General features: G+C 44.3%; 19 protein-coding genes. 10 read left to right on the top strand and 9 right to left on the bottom strand.

The window, feature by feature from the left end:
* The 3 genes from OC193_RS20935 to OC193_RS20945 form a co-directional block, all read right to left on the bottom strand.
* On the bottom strand, positions 1-687 hold the full coding sequence (locus OC193_RS20935; RefSeq protein ID WP_048661150.1) for a MaoC family dehydratase: 687 nt from the start codon (positions 685-687) through the stop codon (positions 1-3).
* Between the two features lie 349 nt (positions 688-1,036).
* A complete protein-coding gene (locus tag OC193_RS20940) occupies positions 1,037-4,189 on the bottom strand; it encodes an efflux RND transporter permease subunit (RefSeq protein WP_048662337.1) in 3,153 nt (1,050 codons plus the stop codon).
* Between the two features lie 11 nt (positions 4,190-4,200).
* The gene (locus OC193_RS20945; RefSeq protein ID WP_048662338.1) at positions 4,201-5,337 is read right to left on the bottom strand and encodes an efflux RND transporter periplasmic adaptor subunit; all 1,137 of its coding nucleotides are present in this window, start codon (positions 5,335-5,337) and stop codon (positions 4,201-4,203) included.
* Between the two features lie 259 nt (positions 5,338-5,596).
* On the opposite strand from OC193_RS20945, the gene OC193_RS20950 reads away from it, so the two are divergent.
* Entirely contained in the window at positions 5,597-6,040 is a 444-nt protein-coding gene (locus OC193_RS20950) for a dCMP deaminase family protein (protein ID WP_004737813.1), read from the top strand.
* Between the two features lie 90 nt (positions 6,041-6,130).
* Here OC193_RS20950 and OC193_RS20955 read toward each other — a convergent pair whose 3' ends face one another.
* The 3 genes from OC193_RS20955 to pepT form a co-directional block, all read right to left on the bottom strand.
* A complete protein-coding gene (locus tag OC193_RS20955) occupies positions 6,131-6,973 on the bottom strand; it encodes a mechanosensitive ion channel family protein (protein ID WP_048662339.1) in 843 nt (280 codons plus the stop codon).
* 136 nt (positions 6,974-7,109) lie between these two features.
* Positions 7,110-7,577, bottom strand: a complete 468-nt coding sequence (locus OC193_RS20960) for a DM13 domain-containing protein (RefSeq protein ID WP_048662340.1) — start codon at positions 7,575-7,577, stop codon at positions 7,110-7,112.
* 76 nt (positions 7,578-7,653) lie between these two features.
* Positions 7,654-8,886: a peptidase T gene (pepT, locus tag OC193_RS20965; protein WP_048662341.1), complete on the bottom strand. Its 1,233-nt coding sequence runs from the start codon at positions 8,884-8,886 to the stop codon at positions 7,654-7,656.
* A gap of 350 nt (positions 8,887-9,236) precedes the next feature.
* On the opposite strand from pepT, the gene OC193_RS20970 reads away from it, so the two are divergent.
* From OC193_RS20970 to OC193_RS20980, 3 genes are all read left to right on the top strand, one after another.
* Complete coding sequence (locus tag OC193_RS20970; RefSeq protein WP_165887210.1) at positions 9,237-9,380, top strand: hypothetical protein; 144 nt, start codon at positions 9,237-9,239, stop codon at positions 9,378-9,380.
* Between the two features lie 344 nt (positions 9,381-9,724).
* Positions 9,725-10,777 (top strand): aldo/keto reductase, encoded by a 1,053-nt coding sequence (locus OC193_RS20975; protein WP_048662342.1) that lies wholly within the window; start codon positions 9,725-9,727, stop codon positions 10,775-10,777.
* Positions 10,778-10,961: 184 nt separating this feature from the next.
* Positions 10,962-11,696, top strand: coding sequence for an RNA methyltransferase (locus OC193_RS20980; RefSeq protein ID WP_048662343.1), 735 nt, complete (start codon positions 10,962-10,964; stop codon positions 11,694-11,696).
* A 194-nt stretch (positions 11,697-11,890) separates the two neighbouring features.
* On the opposite strand, the gene fdxA is transcribed toward OC193_RS20980, so the two are convergent.
* Positions 11,891-12,214, bottom strand: coding sequence for a ferredoxin FdxA (gene fdxA / locus OC193_RS20985; protein ID WP_017631334.1), 324 nt, complete (start codon positions 12,212-12,214; stop codon positions 11,891-11,893).
* A 255-nt stretch (positions 12,215-12,469) separates the two neighbouring features.
* Between fdxA and OC193_RS20990 the strand changes: the two genes are divergently transcribed.
* A complete protein-coding gene (locus OC193_RS20990) occupies positions 12,470-14,101 on the top strand; it encodes an NAD(P)/FAD-dependent oxidoreductase (protein WP_048606003.1) in 1,632 nt (543 codons plus the stop codon).
* A gap of 132 nt (positions 14,102-14,233) precedes the next feature.
* On the opposite strand, the gene bluB is transcribed toward OC193_RS20990, so the two are convergent.
* On the bottom strand, positions 14,234-14,902 hold the full coding sequence (gene bluB, locus OC193_RS20995) for a 5,6-dimethylbenzimidazole synthase (RefSeq protein WP_048662344.1): 669 nt from the start codon (positions 14,900-14,902) through the stop codon (positions 14,234-14,236).
* Between the two features lie 181 nt (positions 14,903-15,083).
* On the opposite strand from bluB, the gene OC193_RS21000 reads away from it, so the two are divergent.
* The 4 genes from OC193_RS21000 (at position 15,084) to OC193_RS21015 (ending at position 18,619) form a co-directional block, all read left to right on the top strand.
* A complete protein-coding gene (locus OC193_RS21000) occupies positions 15,084-16,289 on the top strand; it encodes a DEAD/DEAH box helicase (protein ID WP_048661141.1) in 1,206 nt (401 codons plus the stop codon).
* A 111-nt stretch (positions 16,290-16,400) separates the two neighbouring features.
* Entirely contained in the window at positions 16,401-16,802 is a 402-nt protein-coding gene (locus OC193_RS21005) for a PPC domain-containing DNA-binding protein (protein ID WP_048662345.1), read from the top strand.
* 70 nt (positions 16,803-16,872) lie between these two features.
* The gene (locus OC193_RS21010) at positions 16,873-17,496 is read left to right on the top strand and encodes a 3'-5' exonuclease (RefSeq protein ID WP_048662346.1); all 624 of its coding nucleotides are present in this window, start codon (positions 16,873-16,875) and stop codon (positions 17,494-17,496) included.
* Positions 17,497-17,698: 202 nt separating this feature from the next.
* Positions 17,699-18,619, top strand: a complete 921-nt coding sequence (locus tag OC193_RS21015) for an IS5 family transposase (RefSeq protein ID WP_048661579.1) — start codon at positions 17,699-17,701, stop codon at positions 18,617-18,619.
* 29 nt (positions 18,620-18,648) lie between these two features.
* Here the strand turns inward: OC193_RS21015 and OC193_RS21020 are convergent, their stop codons facing one another.
* Positions 18,649-19,482, bottom strand: coding sequence for a DUF6279 family lipoprotein (locus tag OC193_RS21020; RefSeq protein ID WP_210437839.1), 834 nt, complete (start codon positions 19,480-19,482; stop codon positions 18,649-18,651).
* Between the two features lie 283 nt (positions 19,483-19,765).
* Between OC193_RS21020 and OC193_RS21025 the strand changes: the two genes are divergently transcribed.
* Positions 19,766-19,939 carry a hypothetical protein gene (locus tag OC193_RS21025; RefSeq protein WP_048662348.1) on the top strand — a complete coding sequence of 58 codons (174 nt, stop codon included), beginning with the start codon at positions 19,766-19,768 and terminating at the stop codon, positions 19,937-19,939.
* The last annotated feature ends 31 nt before the right edge of the window (positions 19,940-19,970 follow it).

Below are 19,970 nucleotides of genomic sequence, written 5' to 3' on the forward strand. Positions count from 1 at the left end.
TTAGAAGTGAAGTTGAATCACCGAAACGATAACAGCACCAGGACGGCGAATACCTTCTATTTCTACGCGGATTTCGCGCTCTATCTCTAGGCCTTTCTTGATTGGCGTTACTTTTGTTAGCGTACTTTTAGCACGAACGTTACTGCCCGATTTTACAGGATATGGAAAGCGTACTTGGTTAAGACCAATGTTTACAACCATCTTCGCTGTTGGGAATTGAGACTTGTCAGGATCAACGCTGTCAGTCAATCGAGGAAGCAGAGATAAAGTCAAAAAACCATGTGCGATGGTTGTTTTGAACGGAGAGTCTGTTTCCGCTTTTTCAGGCTCGGTGTGGATCCACTGCATATCTTCAGTCACAAGGCCGAACTGGTTGATACGGTCTTGACTTACATTGATCCAGTCGCCAGTATGAATGACTTCACCGATCTGCTGATTAAGCTCATCAAACACAAGTTGTGCTTCTGGCTTAAGTACGATCGGTTGCTCCACCGGCATCTCTGGTGCATCTTCATTGACAGCAGGTTTGTGGTGATCACGAACCCACGCAAAGAAATGACTATTTTGCGTGCGATTAAGAAAGTCGCCCCAGTAATCTCTAAGAGCTGGAGACATCCATTGCATAAACTCTGAGTGTTGCGAAGACACGCTATCGCCTCGGTGTTTAAATAAATCAATGACCTTCATAAGAACCTCAATGCACAAGAAATTTCAATATAACTTCGTAATTTTGAAACACTTCACACTATTGTGCAAATGTTTTCGAGCATACACCCGTTAGCTGAACCTTTCTATTTTCATAATAAACAGACACTTACCAATAAAACATCATTTTATTACAAAACTCAAATTAGAGTGTTAGCTCTATCACATAATAAACATTTGATTATATAAATAGCGTTTTTATTCATAAGTGGAATAAAAAAAGGCTTAGCGCGATGCTAAGCCTCAGTTTTTATAAGGGATTAATTTTCACAAGGAATTCGTTTGGGGCTTACTTTTACAAGAAAGCCACCTCCCCAGAAATTAACTTATCCTATTCGTCATCCAGTGGAATCAGTTTGGTATTACCACCGTGCGCCTTCTCACGCTTGCGTTGCACGAATGCATAGAAGCCAGGGATTAGGAACGTACCCGCCAGTAACACACATAGCAGACCACCAATCAATGAAATACCCAGAGAGTTTTGACTCACATGACCTGCGCCCGCAGCGAAGATAAGCGGGAAAATACCCAAGATAAACGACCAAGACGTCATGTTCACAGCACGGAAACGTAGCGTACCGCCCTTCACTGCCGCATCTTCGATTGGTGCGTCTTTCTCTTCACGCTCAACTTTCGCGAATTCTACAATCAAGATTGCGTTCTTCGCGGCCAAGGCTATCAAGAGAACTAAACCAATCTGTGCATATAGGTTCAGCGGTGTGCCTGTTAGGTTCAACGCCAAGAAGGAACCTAAGGTTGCGACCGGTACTACTAAGATAATCGCAATCGGTATGGTCCAACTCTCGTATTGAGCCACCATGAACAAGTAGATGAAGATTAGTGCCAATGCGAACGCGAAGATCGCTTGATTACCTGCGAGTACTTCTTGGTAAGCCATGCCTGTCCATTCGTACTGGTAGCCCTGAGGCAGCACGTCAGCCGCGACACGTTCCATTGCCGCAATCGCATCACCACTTGAGTAACCCGGAGCAGGTTGGCCTTGGATCACTGCACTGCGGTACATGTTGTAACGCCATGCTACATCTGGTTCGAAGATCTGATCGTAAGTCACTAATGTACTTAGCGGGATCATCTCACCATTAGACGAACGCACGTGGAATCGTTGTAGATCATCCATGCTGCTACGGTGTTCGCTGTCTGCTTGCATGGTTACGCGGAAGTTCTTACCAAACATGGTGAAATCATTCACGTACAACGAACCAAGGTTGCCTTGTAGTGTTTGGAAGATTTCCGACAACGGAATTCCAAGTTGTTGCGCTTTCTCACGATCAATGTCGACATAGTAGTGCGGCACATTTGCACGGAAGGTACTGAATGTGTGTGAAATCTCAGGCTGCTTGGTCGCCTCTGCAATCACGTCATTCATAACCATCGCTAGGTCAGTACGGCTACGGCCTAATGTATCTTCAAGAACAAACTCAAAACCAGACGCTGCACCCATACCCGGAACTGCTGGAGGTCCCATTGCAAATACAATCGCTTGAGGCAGTTCTGTTGCTGCTCGACCATTAATACGCTGAGAAATAGCTTGCGCCGAATGCTGACCGTCCAGTGCGTTACGCATATCCCAATCGTGGAGTTTGATGAACATCGACGCACCATTCGATGCAGAAGCGCCCGTCATGAATGCGTAGCCGTTGACCAGCGTCACGCCATCAACACCCGGCTCTTGCTCAACCATCTCTAATAATTGCTTAGTCACATCCTCGGTACGAGACAGTGATGCCGCATCAGGAAGCTGCACATTGACCAGCAAGATGCCCTTATCTTCTTGAGGTACAAACGCCGTAGACGTGGTTTTCGCGAAGTAAGTTACCGCTGCTAGTGCCACAACAAAGAAGGTAAATAGTAGAACGCCCTTTTTCACAAGGAAGCCTGCAATTTGACCGTATTTGTTGGTTACTGATTCAAGACCACGGTTAAACGCTTGGTACCAACGTGCTGTGTTACCACCGCCCTGTTTAAGAACCAGTGAACACAATGCTGGTGACAACGTTAGTGCGTTAATCGAAGAGATAACAACGGCGATACAAATAGTCAGGGCGAACTGACGATACATGATGCCGGTAATACCTGGCAGCATCGCTACTGGGATGAATACCGCAAGTAGAACCAAGGTAGACGTAACGATCGGACCGGTTACTTCTTTCATCGCGATAAGCGTGGCTTTACGCGGTGAAATCGTTGGATCTTTGGCCATCGTGGTATCAACGTTCTCGATAACCAAGATCGCATCATCTACTACAATACCAATCGCCAATATCAAACCGAACAAGGTTACCGTATTGATGGTAAAACCCGTCATCTGCATGATGGCAAACGTACCGATCAAAGATACTGGAATCGCGACTACAGGAATCAAGGTTGCACGTGCACTACCCAAGAACAAGTAGGTAACTGCAATAACCAGCAAAATAGCTTCGATTAGCGTTTTTACTACGCCTTTGATCGACTCTGCAACGAAGAGTGTGGTGTCATAACTCGCTTCATAAGCAACGCCTTCAGGGAAGTTCTTGCTTAGGTTGTCGAGCATCGCCATGACCGCTTTACCACTTTCCAGCGCGTTAGCGTCTGACTGAAGTGACAGCGTTACGATTGAAGCGTCTTGACCACGGTATTTGCCATTACCATCGTAGAACTTTTTACCAAGCTCAACACGTGCAATGTCTTTTAGGTAAACCGTTGAACCGTCTTGATTTGCACGAAGCACAACATTTTCAAACTCATCAGCCGTTTCTAGTCGACCTTTTGTTACCAAGTTGAACTGTACCTCTTGTGCGTCGTTATAAGGTGCTGCTCCAATACGACCTGCAGCAACTTGAACGTTCTGCTCCGCCAACGCGCGATTCACGTCAGAGGTAGTTATATTCAGGTTAGCCATTTTCTCAGGATCTAACCAAACACGCATCGCGTATTCACCACCACCCAACACGTTAACTTCACTAATGCCCTTTACACGAGCCAATTGGTCTTTAATGTTTAAGTTCACGTAGTTGATCAGGAATTGATCGTCGTACTCACCGTTTGGCGAGTAGAAGTTCAATACCATCAAAAGGTCAGGTGAACGCTTTTTAACGGTGACGCCCACCATTCTAACTTCCTGAGGAAGCTTTGATTCGATTTGAGCAACTCGGTTCTGAACGTTGACCTGAGCCATATCTGGATCAGTTCCAACATCAAAGGTCACATTAAGGTTGTAGGAACCATCATTAGCACTCTTAGAAGACATGTAAATCATATCTTCAACGCCGTTAACCGACGTTTCTATGGGGTCGGCTATCGCCTGCTCTACTACTTCAGCACTTGCACCAGTATAGAACGCGGTAACACTAACAGAAGGCGGACTAATTTTTGGATATTCCGCCACTGGCAAGATAGCGAGAGATATAGCCCCCGCCAGCGTTAAAATTATGGATATTACAAGGGCAAACTTAGGCCTTTGAATAAAGAAACGACTCAACATAAATAAGCCCCTTACTCAGGTTGTTCAGCAGTAGGTTGAATGCGAACAGACATACCATTACGCACACGCTGTAAGCCTTGAGTGATAACTGCGTCATCCTTCTCTAGTCCAGAGTGAACAATCACACCACCTTCAACTTGTCTACCCATCTCGATGTTTCTACGTTCAGCGACAGGCGCACTCTCGCCTTCAACCAAAACCATCACAAAGTCACCTTCAAGGTCAGTTTGAACCGCGCGGCGCGGGATAGTCACAACATCAATAGATTGCTTCTCTCTTAGGTCCACACGAACGTGCTGGCCCGGAAGTAGTTGCTGATCTGGATTATCGGCAATCGCACGCATTGCGATTGTGCCTGTATTAAGATTGATTCGGTTACCTAAGAAATCCAGTTGGCCTAGGTGTTCGAATACTTCACCATTCTCAAGCATGATCTGAACTTCAACACGATCAGAATCACTGCTGCCGTCACCTTCAATGCGGTCCATACCTAACTCAATACGCTCACGCTCACTGATACTAAACGACGCATGGATTGGGTCTAGGCTAACCAAAGTTGTCAACACACCTGAAGACGGTGAAACTAGGTCACCTTTACTTACTTTCGTGTCACTGATTCTTCCAGAGAAAGGCGCGATGATTTTGGTATGAGAAAGCTGAACATTGGCGGCATTTAGCTGTGCTTGGCTTGCTTCAAGCTGTGCTTGCGAACCTAATAAGTTTGCCGTCAATGCATCAAACTCCGACTGCGAAATACTGCCCTTTGGAAGCAGGTTCTTACCGCGGTTAAAATCAAGTTCGGCTTTTTTAAGGTTGGCATTCGCTTGAGCAACAGCCGCTTTCGCGCTTGCTACTTCTGCTTCAAATGAAGATGGTTCAATGGAGTAAAGTAACTGGCCCTTTTCGACCATTTGACCTTCATTGAAATGACGGCTTTGTAAATAGCCTGAAACTTGCGCTGTGATAGCCGTGTCTTCAACGGCTTCAATACGACCGATGTACGACTTACTTTGTTGGTGAGAAACAACGCTAACATCCTGTACAGCTACGAGAGGTAAAGGCGCTTGCTTAGTATTTTGAGCATCTTGCCCACATCCAGCAAGAATAAGAGAGCTTGCAAGAGCCGTAAGGATTAACTTTTTACGCATGGTTATACCGTCACTTATGAGAAATTGAACAGCATAAAAGTTACGTAACACAATTGCTTCAAATGTCCGAGGAATATCAATTATAACTCGCAAAAGTGTATCAATATGTTAATTGAAACCAAGTGCTTATAAAGTCATTACAAACACGCTACAATTCCTAAGTAAATCAATCTCTCAGCTTTTGTTCTCTATGGATATTGTCTAACATAATGTATTGTCAGACAGATAAGCATTCACATTTAATTGTTAAGGAATTCTCATGATTTCAAAATGGGCTAAACGTTTCTATCAAATGGCGGAATTGGTCGGTTCTTGGAGTAAAGATCCTTCAACTCAAGTCGGCGCCGTAATCACTAAGCACAACCGTATTGTTTCCGTTGGTTTTAATGGCTACCCACATGGCGTGTCTGATAGTGCGGATACTGATGACAGAGAAATGAAGTACCTCAAGACGCTTCACGCTGAAGAAAATGCAATTTTATTCGCCAAGCGTGATTTGGACAGTTGTGAAATCTGGGTAACTCACTTCCCTTGTCCAAACTGCGCAGCGAAAATCATCCAAACCGGTATTTCTGCGGTTCACTGCCCAGAGCAAAGTGAAGACTTCCTTTCTCGCTGGGGCGACAAGATTAAAGTTAGCCAAGATATGTTTGAGCAAGCGGGTGTACAAGTGGATTGGTTACCACTCGCTGATCTAGACTAATCTCAGAAATAGATAACAAGAACAAAAAAGCCGAGAGTCGATATTATCGCTCTCGGCTTTCTTTTGTTTAGGACTCAGCGGACTGCAGAATTAAGTGCTGGCAGGAAACGCTTCAGCGTATGCTTCCATAAAGTCTTTGCGAATGTCTTGCTCTAAATGAATCGCTTTTTCGGTCGGGCAGAAAATCATAAAATGTACTTCTTGCTCACCCGTCGAACTGCTCGTGATATGGATGTGAGGCTCAGAACCCGGTAAGTCAACGCCAGCGTGCTTTTCGATCACGCCGTTGTAACGGCGGGCAACATCGATAAACTCTTCGCAATGCTCTTCAATTTTTACAATAAGACTCGGAACCATAGGGTATAGGTTTACAAAGTCTTTCACCGTCACAAAAAAGTTATGATAAACATAGCGCTTCATGAAGTTTAGGTTCTTTACCGGATAAGTGAAGAACATGCTGTTGGGCAGCGTGGCAGTCTTGCCAGTGAAGTGATACTGCCCATGATACAAATCGATTTCTTGTATCACAGTCGCCATCAAATTGTGCTCAATCACCTCACCGCTGATTTTACCCACCTCAATCCAGTCACCAATTCTAAATGAGCGAGAACTCGCACGTTGAATAGAACCAGTGAAACACAAAATGATCTCTTTAGACGCAACGACGATAGCAACAGCAATAGCCGTAACTGACAGTGCAAATTCGCTGATTTCGGATTTCCACAACACAAATAACGTCACAACAATAATCGCAAACGTGCCGTTTTTGGTTCGTGACATCCAGTTACGTTGGTCTTCGCTAAGGAAAGCAACATCACCTCTTATTTGAGACAAGGTGATTCGGCGAATGATTAAGATAATAGTGATAATCAACGCACTAAAAATAAACTTATGAGCGAGTAGAAAATCAATTACTTGCCACAACTTTTCCATTACTTATTCCTTAGCATTACAACAGTTAGCTTTACAACGGTTAGCTTTACAAGAAAGCCGCTAATATCAGTGCTATGAAAAAGCGCTCAACTCCTGAGCGCTCGTGTTCATTCTGATATTAACCTAGCTAAGGCTATCATTTTATCTTGGCTGAAGTAATAAATTGACCAAAAGTTTCACACCAAATCACAACGGTATTAAATCGATTAAGATCAGTGCCTTCGGGAAGAGCAACCATAAAACGGTCGAATGTTTTGACATCTCCGACTCTCAGTAACTCGTTCTTGCTGTCATTGAAAGCTTGCTCGGTTTCAATAAACTTAGGCGAGAGGTAAACCTTGTAATCAGGTCCCGGCGCCAACTCACCTTCAAAAGCTATCGCACTTTCAGACACAGAAACGATGCCCTCGCCCCAATGTAAGAAATCACTGTCTTGGCGATCTTTGCTGAACTTGCCGGTATAAATAGCCTGTTGTGAGACCGCTTCAACTGAACTCGAAGATGGGGAATCAGGTTCAATCAAGATAGGTAATGAATAGACACCAAGCCCAAAACCAAAAGCACCCACGGCTATGTGGGTGCAAAGTAAAACTAACTTTTTCATCGCGTACTCCCCTATGCTTAAAGAGAGTATTATTGAATACTCTCAAAAATACAAAGAGATATAACGCTCTGATGTTCTATTTTTGGTAATGCGTCGCTGTACGTTGAGACAATTCGACAATCACTTTTACCGCTTGCTCCATGCCTTGAATGGTAATGAACTCATGAATACCGTGGAAGTTGTAGCCACCAGTAAAGATATTCGGACATGGTAGCCCCATGAAAGATAAGCGAGCACCATCTGTACCACCTCGGATAGGCTTGATCATTGGCTCAACATCGCACTCAATCATCGCTTGCTTTGCTAATTCAATAATATGTTGATGCGGTTCAACCATCTCCTTCATGTTGAAGTAGCTATCAGTTAACACCAACTCAACACGGCCTTTCTCAAGACGCTCATTCAACTCATCTACTTTCTGTTGCATGAATGCCTTACGCGCTTCTACACCTTCACGTTCAAAATCACGGATGATGTAACCCAATTCAGAGCGAGCTACACCCATTTCAGCCGACTTCAGGTGGTAAAAGCCTTCATAACCTTCTGTGCACTCTGGTGTTTCTTGCGCAGGCATCATCAATTGGAATTGCGCCGCAATGTTCATCGAGTTCACCATTTTACCTTTTGCAGTGCCCGGGTGAACGTTGACGCCATGGCAAATAACGTCAGCACTTGTGGCATTGAAGTTCTCAAATTCCAACTCCCCTACTGGACCACCATCGATGGTGTACGCCCACTCGGCACCAAACTTTTCAACGTCAAACAGGTTCGCACCGCGGCCAATCTCTTCATCCGGAGTGAAACCAATGCAGATGTCGCCGTGTTTGATGTATGGATTCGCTCTCAGGTAAGCAATCGCGCTGATGATTTCAGCGATGCCCGCTTTGTTGTCGGCACCAAGCAAAGTCGTGCCGTCAGTCGTAATAAGGTCGTGACCATGTAAAGAATCAAGGTCTGGGTATTGGCTTGGGCTCAAACTCTCGCCACTTTCACCTAATTCAATCGTTCCACCTCGGTAATCTTTAATCACTTGTGGTTTCACGTTGGTACCTGATGCGTCAGGAGCGGTATCCATGTGTGCGACAAAGCCAATCGCAGGTACTGGGTAGTCGACGTTCGACGGCAGTTTCGCCATCAAATATCCATTTTCATCTAAAGAGACATCAACTAACTCTAATGCGATCAATTCTGACTTTAAGGCTTCAGCAAAGGTGATTTGACCCGGTGAACTTGGGCATTGCTGGTTAGAAGGATCGGATTTGGTATCAAAAGTAACGTAATTCAGAAAACGTTCTACTAGCTTTTCCATAATTCATCTCACCATGGATTAAGTAATTAATTTACTGACTTAATATGTAATATAGATAAGTAATTTATTGTTAGAGAATTACCTATGCTAAGTCAGTAGCGAGGTTTTTCATCTTACGCCCCTGACCATCTATGTAATTGCTCTAAATCATTATTGTGCGAAATTAGATGAGCTTCCTATACTTATAAACAGAGGGTTTCGTCAGTTCCAATATTGCATACGGATGATAAGCGATCGCTTTGTACGCATTCTACGCCCTCCACTCTCAGCCTAAAAAAAGTACAAAGTGGATGATGATCACAATTTATCTCAGATGCAGAATCTGTCATACGTTACACGGAGATACAGTTATGACGATTAATAAATATTTCATTTTCTCTCCTCAAGCCTCTGAGGAAACACTTCAACCAGTATTAACTGAGAAAGAAGTTCAAAGGCAGGAAGCTCTAAAACAGGCGCAGACCCAGGGTGGGTTTGATACAAACGCAGCCTAGTAACTGAATGGTTCTCTAGTGCCATTAAGACCCCTATAAAAAAGCTCTACTCACTATCCGGTAGAGCTTTTTTATTTCTAAGGCAGTATTCGTTACTCGGCATTCAAATGCGCTAAAACTGTCGTTACATTACCTTTTCCATTCATCCTTTCTTGCATATCATTTTCACAACTAACGCTTGCTGTCCACAGCGCTTAGAAATGACTCATTAAAGTTCCCCAAGCCATACCTTGTCGTGCCATTTTGTGCTAATAATTCATATTCGTTTTCATTCATCACTCGCCCTTTTTTCAAATACTTTTATGCGAGTACCAGAGAACTTAACCACAGGAATCCCGAATTCAATGGAATATTCAAAACTAGGAAGTAGTCAAATTCCCGTTTCCCGAATCTGTCTTGGTAGCATGACTTGGGGGCTGCAAAATACGCAACAGCAAGCCGACCAACAGATCGAATACGCACTAAGCCAAGGTATTAACTTTATTGATACGGCAGAAATGTACGCGGTTCCGCCTTCTCCAGATACCTACGGCAAAACAGAAGCAATTATCGGCAACTGGTTGTCTCGTAATCCGCAACGCCGCCAAGAGTTAATCATTGCGAGTAAAATAGCAGGGCCAGGGCTACCTTGGGTTCGAGATGGTGGCCCGATAACGGGTGAAGCCGTGATCGCCGCAGTTGATGCGTCATTACAACGCCTACAAACAGACTATATCGACCTTTACCAACTTCACTGGCCAAATCGCACCACACCCCACTTTGGCAAGCATTTCCCTAATCACATTCGATTCAGCGATATCGACCGAAAGCAGCATGAAGCTGAGATGTTAGAAATCCTCCAAGCACTGGCAAGCTGTATTAAAGCCGGCAAAATCCGCCACGTTGGTCTATCCGATGACAGCACTTGGGGCATTAACACTTACCTCAAGTTAGCCGAGAAGCATGACTTACCACGAATGGTTTCGATTCAAAATGAATTTAGCCTACTGCACGCAAAAGACTGGCCATATCTGATTGAAAACTGCGTGCATGAAGACGTCGCTTACTTACCGTGGTCACCTTTGGCGGCCGGTATGCTTAGTGGCAAATACATTGATGGCGCAAGGCCGGAAGGCAGCCGTTGGACTTACATGCAGCGCAAAGGCATTTTCCGTGATACTGAATTGGCTAATGAAGCAGTTAAAGGCTACGTAGAAGTGGCAAACGCTCATGGATTCACGCCGAGTCAGCTCGCCTTAGCATGGTGTAACCAAGTGGATGGCGTTACCTCAACCATCATTGGTGCAACTACTATGGAGCAGCTAAAAGAGAACGTAGCCGCATTCAGCAAACCGCTGTCAGAAGAGATCCTGACTGATATCAATACCGTCTTTAAGCGCTATCCTGTGCCGTATTGATCTTTGGTTGAGCTTTACCAGCTCTGTTCAGCTTGAGTAAATCCTATAAGAGCGCGCTATTTAGTGCGCTTTTCTTTTTTATGTGGGTCGCTTTTGCTTTTTATATGGATCGCATTGAGTCATCACGCTTTTGGTTATCTAACCTTTGCTCTATAATGCGCGGGCTTATATCTAGGATAAAAACATGATTTCAAAAAACCAATTAAAACTCCTTCGTGCTTTGGGCCAAAAGAAACAACGTAAAGCCCACGGCCTGTTTCTAGTTCAAGGTGAAAAGAACGTTCTTGAGCTGTTCAATAGTGACTTAGTCGTGAAGAACGTCTTTGCTACCGCTGATTTCTTATCTGAAAATCACGCTTCACTGATTGAGTTTGATTGTGTTGAAGCCTCGCAGGATGATCTAACCAAAGCGAGCACTTTGGTGAGTAACAACGCAGCGATTGCGGTTGTTGAGATCCCAACGTTTGAACTACCAGAAGCAACAGGACTGATGATTGCGCTTGATGGCGTTTCAGACCCTGGCAACCTAGGTACGATTATTCGCGTAGCAGACTGGTATGGTATCAAGCATATTGTCGCGAGCAGTGATTGCGCAGACCCATACAACCCTAAAACGATCAGCGCGACTATGGGTAGCTTTGGCCGAGTACACGTAAGCCAAACGGACTTACCTGCTTACTTAGAACAAGCGAACCTGCCGGTTTACGGCGCGTTTTTAGAAGGTGAAAGTGTTCATAAGACTGATTTCACTGCCAACGGCATTTTGCTGATGGGTAGCGAGTCTCACGGTATTCGTGAACATGCGGCTAAATACGTGACAGATAAGATTACGATTCCAGCATTCGGTGGCGCAGAGTCTTTGAACGTTGCAATGGCGACTGGCATCATTCTCGACAACATGCGTCGTCAGCATAGCTAATCAATTCAAGATTAAACAGCTAGTTAGAATTAGCGGATACAAAGAGCAAGATTCCCTATCTTGCTCGTCCCTCGCAGTAGGGAATGACGTAAAAAGAGACCCGAGGCAAAGTTTAATACAGCCGTCATCCTCAAGAAGGAGGGACGACTGAGTTGGGGATCTTTTTTGGGGAAGGTTTAGTTCAAGTAACAGAATTACTTTTCTAGCATTGCCAACTTGTCCGACACACCATTCCACTTTTCAGCGTCATCCATTGGTGCTTTTACTTCCGTTTGCACAGGCCAAATCTCAGCGAGCTCGGCATTCACTTCAATAAAGATCTTTTGATCTTCTGGCAGTTCATCTTCTTGGAAGATCGCTTGAGCGTCGCATTCAGGTACACACAAACCACAATCAATACATTCGATTGGGTTGATTACCATGAAATTCGGGCCTTCATGGAACGCATCTGCGGGGCATACCGCCACACAGTCTGTGTATTTACATTGAATACAATTATCGCCTACGACAAATGCCATGATGCTCTGCTCTATAAGTTAGTCAAAATTGAAGAATGGAGGATAATACTCATCCCAAGGCAAAATTCAACATCATACGGCTCTAATATCGTGTCTATTTGCTCCATGTTTCCAAATTAGTATGACAGATAAATCAATTTCTCGTAAAATGCGCGCCATTGTGAGCTTATCGTTTCTTGGAGCATCAGCGTTTTCATCAAACTCTGTACTAATAAACGATCTAGCTAAGACACCTATAAAAAACGAGACATCGAAATGATACGTTTAACCGAAATTAAACTCCCACTAGACCATGAAGAGTCTGCTATTCAAGACGCTATTGAAGCGAAACTTGGTATTAACTCTGATCAGGTACTCTCTTTTAATATCTTTAAACGTGGCTACGATGCTCGTAAGAAATCAAAGATCTTACTTATCTACACGCTTGATGTTCTCGTTGAAAACGAAGCTGAGTTGTTAGAACAATTCATCAGCGACCCGCACGTCAAAGTGACTCCTGATATGGAGTACAAGTTTGTTGCTAAAGCGGTTGAGAACCAAACTGAGCGCCCTGTGGTTATCGGTTTTGGCCCTTGTGGTCTGTTCGCTGGCCTAGTACTTGCTCAAATGGGCTTCAACCCAATCATTGTTGAGCGTGGTAAAGAAGTTCGCGAACGTACGAAAGATACCTTTGGTTTCTGGCGTAAGCGCACTCTAAACACTGAATCAAACGTGCAGTTTGGTGAAGGCGGCGCAGGTACCTTCTCTGACGGTAAGCTATACAGCCAAGTGAAAGATCCAAAACACTACGGCCGTAAAGTAATCGAAGAGTTCGTTGCTGCGGGTGCACCAGAAGAGATCCTATACGTAAGTAAGCCGCACATCGGTACTTTTAAACTGGTTACCATGATCGAAAAAATGCGTGCTTCTATCATCGAACTAGGTGGCGAAATCCGTTTCAGCACTCGTGTTGACGACGTTCACATGGAAGATGGTCAAATCACTGGCCTAACGCTTTCTAACGGTGAAGAGATCAAATCTCGTCACGTGGTACTGGCTGTTGGCCACAGTGCTCGTGACACGTTTGAAATGCTGTACGATCGTGGCGTTTACATGGAAGCGAAGCCTTTCTCTGTTGGTTTCCGTATCGAACACAAGCAATCGATGATCGATGAAGCTCGTTTCGGTAAGAACGCAGGCAACCCAATCCTAGGTGCTGCGGACTACAAACTCGTTCACCACTGTAAGAATGGCCGTACTGTATACAGCTTCTGTATGTGCCCAGGCGGTACTGTAGTAGCTGCAACATCTGAAGAAGGTCGCGTAGTAACTAACGGCATGAGCCAATACTCTCGTGCAGAACGTAACGCAAACAGCGCAATCGTTGTAGGTATCGACCCAGAACGTGATTACCCAGGTGATGCACTGGCTGGTATCCGTTTACAGCGAGAACTAGAAAGCGGTGCTTATGTTCTTGGTGGCGAAAACTACGATGCACCAGCACAGAAAATCGGTGACTTCCTGAAAGGTCGCGATCCAAGTGCAATCGGTGAAGTACAACCGTCTTTCACGCCGGGTATCCACCTAACAGACATTTCAAAAGCGCTGCCTGATTTTGCTATCGAAGCGATTCGTGAAGCAATCCCAGCGTTCGAGAAGAAGATCAAAGGTTTCTCTACGCCAGACGGCCTACTAACCGGTGTTGAGACTCGTACCTCTTCTCCTGTATGCATCAAACGTGGCAAAGACTTCCAAAGCATCAACTTAAAGGGCTTCTTCCCTGCAGGTGAAGGTGCGGGCTACGCAGGCGGTATCCTTTCTGCTGGTATTGATGGGATTAAGGCTGCAGAAGCGCTAGCACTATCAATGGTAGAGCAGAACCAAGCTGAGAAGATTGAGATCGCATAGGCTCTTGGTTTATTTATCTAAATTGGTTTGTATATCTAAATCAGATAACAGCTAGCAAATATCAAAAAGGGCTCAATGAGCCCTTTTTTAGATCTTGATACTAGCCATCGAGATTAATGCCGGTAGATGCAATTACTCTTCGTTTGACTTGATTTGCTCTGAATTCCACTTCCCTTCATGAATCGCTGAATTCACATCTCTTCTTGGTAGCCAACCCATAGTTTCTAGTTCGGGCTTGTCTTTGAAGTGATCAACGTAGCCGATACATAAATACGCCACGATATCGATGTTTTCTGGGATATCTAATGCATCTCTCAGTGTTGAGTCGTGCAGGATACTCACCCAACCTAGTCCTAGGTTTTCAGCTCTTGCCGCGAGCCACAGATTTTGAACGGCACACACGGTACTGTACAGATCCATTTCTTGTTTAATAGTTCTGCCGAGCACGGCCTTTCCGGTTCGATTACGGTCGCAAGTCACGCAGATACCGATAGGCGACTCAACAATACCTTCAAGCTTTAGACGCTTATACATCGCCTGCTTTTCATCAGTGAACATTTCCGCTGATTCGGCATGAGCTTGATTAAAACCCGCTTTGATTTGTTGCTTGGTTTCGATATCACGGACAACGACAAAATCCCAAGGCTGCATAAAGCCAACACTGGGAGCATGGTGCGCTGCGGTTAGCACACGCATCAAAACGTCTTCTGGGATCTCATCAGGAAGAAACTGACCACGAACATCTCGGCGAGAAAAAATCGTTTTATATACTGCATCGCGTTCATTCGGCGTAATTTCCATACATCCCTGTCTTATCGTCGTCTTATTGAGCCAGTATTATTGAGCCAGTATTATCCAACTAAAGTGTCTATGTTACTAGCAGTACACAAGCAACATGGTAGAATGCCGCCATTAATCTTATCCTTGTATAAGATTGTTAAACCTTTCCATCGCTATTTAGCCAAATCATACCGAGAAACTTATGCCATTTTCCAAGCTTGGATTAAGCTCACCTATTGTTAAAGCCGTTGCAAAACAAGGCTATGAAAAGCCAACCTCTATTCAAGAAAAAGCAATTCCGATTGTACTTTCTGGTAAGAACCTTATTGCGGCAGCACAAACGGGTACAGGTAAAACTGCGAGCTTTGTTCTCCCTATCTTAGAAATGCTAAGCAAAGGTGAAACGCAGCGTAAAAAACGTATTCGCGCCGTGATTCTTACACCGACTCGTGAGCTGGCTGTTCAGGTTGAACAGAACATCACTAAGTACGCTAAGTTCCTAAACCTAACTTCATTAGCGATGTACGGTGGCGTGTCTTACCAACATCAAAAAGATCGTCTGATTGAAGGTGTTGATATTCTGGTTGCAACTCCAGGTCGTTTGATCGACATGTACGGACAACGTGCCGTTCACTTTGATGAAGTTGAAGTATTGGTTCTTGATGAAGCAGACCGCATGCTAGACATGGGTTTCATTGAAGACATCAACAAGATCATTGCGCGTTTACCACAAGACATCCAAAACCTACTGTTCTCGGCAACGCTTTCAACGCCAGTTCGTGCGCTAGCGAAAAGTGCTATCAGTGAAGCGGAAGAGATTTCAATTGCGAAAACTGACGCGTCTAAAGCGAACATTGAGCAATGGTTGGTAACGGTAGATAAAGACCGTAAGTCAGCACTATTGAGCCACATGATTACCGAAGGTAATTGGGATCAAGCGCTTATCTTTATCGAAACTAAACATGGCGCGGCTAAGTTAGTGGCTCAACTTGAAAAGCGTGGCATTCAGGCAGAAGCTTTCCACAGTGGACGCAGCCAAGCGATCCGTGAAAAGATCTTGGCTGACTTCAAGAAAGGTCGTCTAAAGTACTTGGTAGCGACTGGCGTTGCTGCTCGTGGTATCGATATCGACAACCTAAGCCGCGTGGTAAACTACGACATGCCTTTCCCTGCTGATGACTATGTTCACCGTATTGGTCGTACAGGCCGTGCTGATGCGTCTGGCGAAGCGATCTCTTTCCTATCGAAAGATAACTTCAAGAACCTGTGCATTATTGAAAAGCGTCTCGGTCACTTGATTGAACGTCGCGTTGTTGAAGGTTTCGAACCACGCAAAGAAGTACCAATTTCAGTATTGAACTTCGTTCCTAAGAAGAAAAGAGAACAGCAAGAGAAAGAAGGCAAGTAACTATCAAAGCTTAACTAGCAGCGATAACGTGTTAGCCGGCGTATTACTTAAACGAAGCCCTCTGTGGCTTCGTTTTGTTCTTTGATACACAGATAAAACAGAGGTATTGAGATGATTACTCCTATCGCAACGAGATTAACCCGAGGCCAAGACCTAAAGCTTGAGATCCAGAGGCTAGTGACAGCACACAATATCTCCGCGGGCTCTATTGCGTCTTGTGTAGGATGTGTTTCTCAACTCAATATTCGCTTAGCTAATGCCAACAACACCAAGCTAGTTCAAGCTCCGTTCGAAATCGTATCTGTGATGGCAACGTTAACGCCTAACCATCAGCACGTTCATATATCCGTTGCTGATGAGAATGGCGATGTGATTGGCGGGCATCTGCTGGAGGGAACGATTATCGCCACCACCGCTGAGTTGATTATTCACCGTTACGATACTTTGACCTTCAACAGAGAGCATGATGATACGACGGGTTACACTGAGCTCACTATTAGCAGTAACACATAATAGCTTCACCTATAGCAGAACCAAACGCCTCATATAAAACGATACCACCCAATAGCAATTAGGAAACACGATGGCTACACACTCCGCAGACTCCGTTATCGTTCTCGATTTCGAAACCACAGGCTTATCACCAAATATGGGTGACCGAGCGATTGAAATCGGTGCGGTGAAACTCGTTAATGGCGAAGTCGTCGACACCTTCCAACAACTCATGAACCCAGGGTTTCGTGTCAGTGGATTCATTGAAGGCTATACCGGAATCAGTAACCGCATGTTAAGCACAGCGGCCAGTTGCAGTGAAGTGATGAATGAATTTGCAGACTTCATTCAAGACAGCCAACTTGTCGCTCACAATGCCTCATTTGATAAACGCTTTCTTGATGCAGAGTTAGATAACATTGGTCGTGATTACAATGGACAATTTGCCTGCTCAATGCTGATTGCTCGCCGCCTAATCCAAGACGCACCGACTCATAAGCTAGGCGACCTTGTGCGTTTCAAGAATATCGACAACGACGGCACCTTCCACAGAGCGTTAGCCGATTCAGAGATGACAGCACGTTTATGGTTATTGATGATTGATGAACTGCAAAGCGACCACGGTATTCAGCAACCAAGCTTTCAACTGATGCAAAAAATATCGAAGACAGCGAAAGGCTCTATTCCAAAGTTGCTGATGAGTAATCGAGGTTAAGTGCATTCGGAATAATTAGAATAAGTGAAGGCTGCTCTATATTTCTAGAATAGCCTTTTCTTTTATTAGCAAGGCATACTTGCGCCCTACTCTTGCAAAGTCATCAAAGTTGACTCAAGGCTCGGCTTTGTTGCGTAATTCAATGGAACTAAATCCAGAGCCTACGATCTGATCAGTTACATCCACTATCTCTCGTAGCCTCATGCCTAAACCTCTTTACAAAACAACCAACTGGAAGCAATACAACCAATCACTCATTAATCGAGGCTCTCTGACCTTTTGGATTGATGAAGAGGCGATAAGCGGGTGGGCGCAAAGCAAACAGAATAAGCGCGGGAGGCCACGTCGATTCAGTGACTTAGCTATCACGACAGCGCTCATGGTAAAACGAGTTTTTTCTATGCCACTGAGAGCGCTGCAAGGATTTATCGACTCGGTATTTAGACTTGCCCATGTTCCATTGAGTTGTCCACATTACACCTGCATCAGTCGTAGAGCCAAGCAAGTTGAGGTCTCATTTAAGAGTAAAACGAGAGGAGCGATACAGCACTTAGCCATTGATGCGACTGGCCTTAAGGTTTATGGCGAAGGTGAATGGAAAGTCAAAAAACACGGGGCAGATGGCAAGCGGAGAGTTTGGCGAAAGCTGCATATTGCAGTCGATACAAGCACTCACGAGATCATTGCAGCCGAGCTAAGTTTATCGACGGTTACAGATGGAGAGGTCCTCCCGAATTTACTGAAACAAACACGCCGAAGTATCCTTGAGGTGTCTGGTGATGGCGCTTACGACACGAGAGCGTGTCACGCTGCTATTAAGATTAAGCGAGCCGTTGCGCTTATTCCCCCAAGAGAAGGGGCAGCCTTCTGGGAGCGCGGTCATCCTCGAAATCTCGCAGTGGGTTGCCAGAAGTTATACGGCTCAAATAAGTATTGGAAAGAGCGGTATGGATACCACAGACGTTCACTCTCAGAAACCGCGATGTATCGAGTTAAACAGTTACTAGGAGGACGATTGAGCTTAAGAAATTACAATGCGCAGGTGGGTGAGACTTACGCGATGATAAAAGCGTTGAACAAGCTCACTGGGTTAGGGATGCCTGAAACTTGTCGTATTGACTAAGAAATACCCGAAACGGGGTAGCTCTATCTTTAAATATAATTACGCAACAAAGCCTCAAGGCTCTCTAATTCATTCATGAAATAAGACCATTGCTTATCACTACTTACCGATGCGATATCCACTAAAAACTTGGCGGATGTCTGCATATTCTTGTTGAGTTGAGATTCCAAACCGTCAGGGTAATAAGACTCATTGTTCAAAAGCAACTTCATAATAATCGGCTGAGCGATATGTAAGTCACTCTTCTTTTCCATAAGTATCGTAAGATCTTGGTAGGTATTATTTTGATATTCTCGCCAACTAGCGTTGGTATTTACCCACTCTTGAGACCAAGTATATATAATCTGTTTTTGTTCTTTCGATACCGATCCTAGCCATCGCTCTAGTCTCTCTTCTATCCGATTTCGATATCGCTCTCTGGAATCTTCGTCATTCAACGACAATCTTTCTTCGTAATAGTCTTGCTGCTTTTCTCTAAAGTTTTTTAAGAATTCACTATCTTGCTTAGGGCTAAGTTGCATACTTAACGCGTACACATCGGGTGCAAACTTATTAACGATCGCACGAATATGATTTTTAATTTGCTCACTTTGGTCGACGATAAAGGCAGAGTTCATATCAGGACGAGTAATACTTTGAATCGCTTCTAATTGCGAAATGTACAAGGGGAGTTGAGTTTCTTTATGCCAGGCTTGCAATGAGTCTAGACGGGCTTCTAGCTCAGACTCTTGACTATTGGATAACGAAACAAAGTCTTCGATATAACTGACCGCAAACCAACTGATATTGTTATAGGCGAATTTCGTCCCACACCCAGCAAATAGGAAGCACACCAATAACATTAACCAACGACATTTTCTCATTACACCCTCTCACAACCCTTTACTGATCAGCGAACCTGTAAACAGATTTATCAGATTCACCCTTGATCTTATAACATTAGCTATAAAAGCAGCTGATCGTAAAAACTTTCAGATAAATTGAGACTTCACCTTGCTAAACCGTCTATTTAGGCAAATGATTAAACTAAAAATAATTAACGGCAGTGATGTAACTTGATTTTTATTACTCATTTGACGCAATACGAACCCTATAAAAGAAACGGGTTAGCGTATTTTCAAATGATTGATATTTGGGAGGCAAGCTATGGCCGCTATTCCTGAGTACCCAAGCGATTTAGAATATGAGCTTTGTTATTTTGATGATGGTTCAATAACCACAATCACGATATTCGTTCACAATCGACAGGAAGCGATGAATTGGTATGTTAGCGAAGGAAAACATATCAACGATCTTTATTCGATAAGACCCGATGAATAATGCTTTGATATAGAGGACTAGATCGACGAAC

Source organism: Vibrio crassostreae, from assembly GCF_024347415.1.
Taxonomy (GTDB): domain Bacteria; phylum Pseudomonadota; class Gammaproteobacteria; order Enterobacterales; family Vibrionaceae; genus Vibrio; species Vibrio crassostreae.

Coding starts and splice junctions, on each gene's coding strand:
- OC193_RS21015 (WP_048661579.1), top strand. CDS start 17,699: ATGCCTAAACCTCTTTACAAAACAACCAACTGGAAGCAATACAACCAA.
- OC193_RS21000 (WP_048661141.1), top strand. CDS start 15,084: ATGCCATTTTCCAAGCTTGGATTAAGCTCACCTATTGTTAAAGCCGTT.
- OC193_RS20970 (WP_165887210.1), top strand. CDS start 9,237: ATGACGATTAATAAATATTTCATTTTCTCTCCTCAAGCCTCTGAGGAA.
- OC193_RS20940 (WP_048662337.1), bottom strand. CDS start 4,189: ATGTTGAGTCGTTTCTTTATTCAAAGGCCTAAGTTTGCCCTTGTAATA.
- OC193_RS20980 (WP_048662343.1), top strand. CDS start 10,962: ATGATTTCAAAAAACCAATTAAAACTCCTTCGTGCTTTGGGCCAAAAG.
- OC193_RS20960 (WP_048662340.1), bottom strand. CDS start 7,577: ATGAAAAAGTTAGTTTTACTTTGCACCCACATAGCCGTGGGTGCTTTT.
- OC193_RS20935 (WP_048661150.1), bottom strand. CDS start 687: ATGAAGGTCATTGATTTATTTAAACACCGAGGCGATAGCGTGTCTTCG.
- pepT (WP_048662341.1), bottom strand. CDS start 8,886: ATGGAAAAGCTAGTAGAACGTTTTCTGAATTACGTTACTTTTGATACC.
- bluB (WP_048662344.1), bottom strand. CDS start 14,902: ATGGAAATTACGCCGAATGAACGCGATGCAGTATATAAAACGATTTTT.
- fdxA (WP_017631334.1), bottom strand. CDS start 12,214: ATGGCATTTGTCGTAGGCGATAATTGTATTCAATGTAAATACACAGAC.
- OC193_RS20945 (WP_048662338.1), bottom strand. CDS start 5,337: ATGCGTAAAAAGTTAATCCTTACGGCTCTTGCAAGCTCTCTTATTCTT.
- OC193_RS20955 (WP_048662339.1), bottom strand. CDS start 6,973: ATGGAAAAGTTGTGGCAAGTAATTGATTTTCTACTCGCTCATAAGTTT.
- OC193_RS20990 (WP_048606003.1), top strand. CDS start 12,470: ATGATACGTTTAACCGAAATTAAACTCCCACTAGACCATGAAGAGTCT.
- OC193_RS20950 (WP_004737813.1), top strand. CDS start 5,597: ATGATTTCAAAATGGGCTAAACGTTTCTATCAAATGGCGGAATTGGTC.
- OC193_RS21020 (WP_210437839.1), bottom strand. CDS start 19,482: ATGAGAAAATGTCGTTGGTTAATGTTATTGGTGTGCTTCCTATTTGCT.
- OC193_RS21025 (WP_048662348.1), top strand. CDS start 19,766: ATGGCCGCTATTCCTGAGTACCCAAGCGATTTAGAATATGAGCTTTGT.
- OC193_RS20975 (WP_048662342.1), top strand. CDS start 9,725: ATGGAATATTCAAAACTAGGAAGTAGTCAAATTCCCGTTTCCCGAATC.
- OC193_RS21010 (WP_048662346.1), top strand. CDS start 16,873: ATGGCTACACACTCCGCAGACTCCGTTATCGTTCTCGATTTCGAAACC.
- OC193_RS21005 (WP_048662345.1), top strand. CDS start 16,401: ATGATTACTCCTATCGCAACGAGATTAACCCGAGGCCAAGACCTAAAG.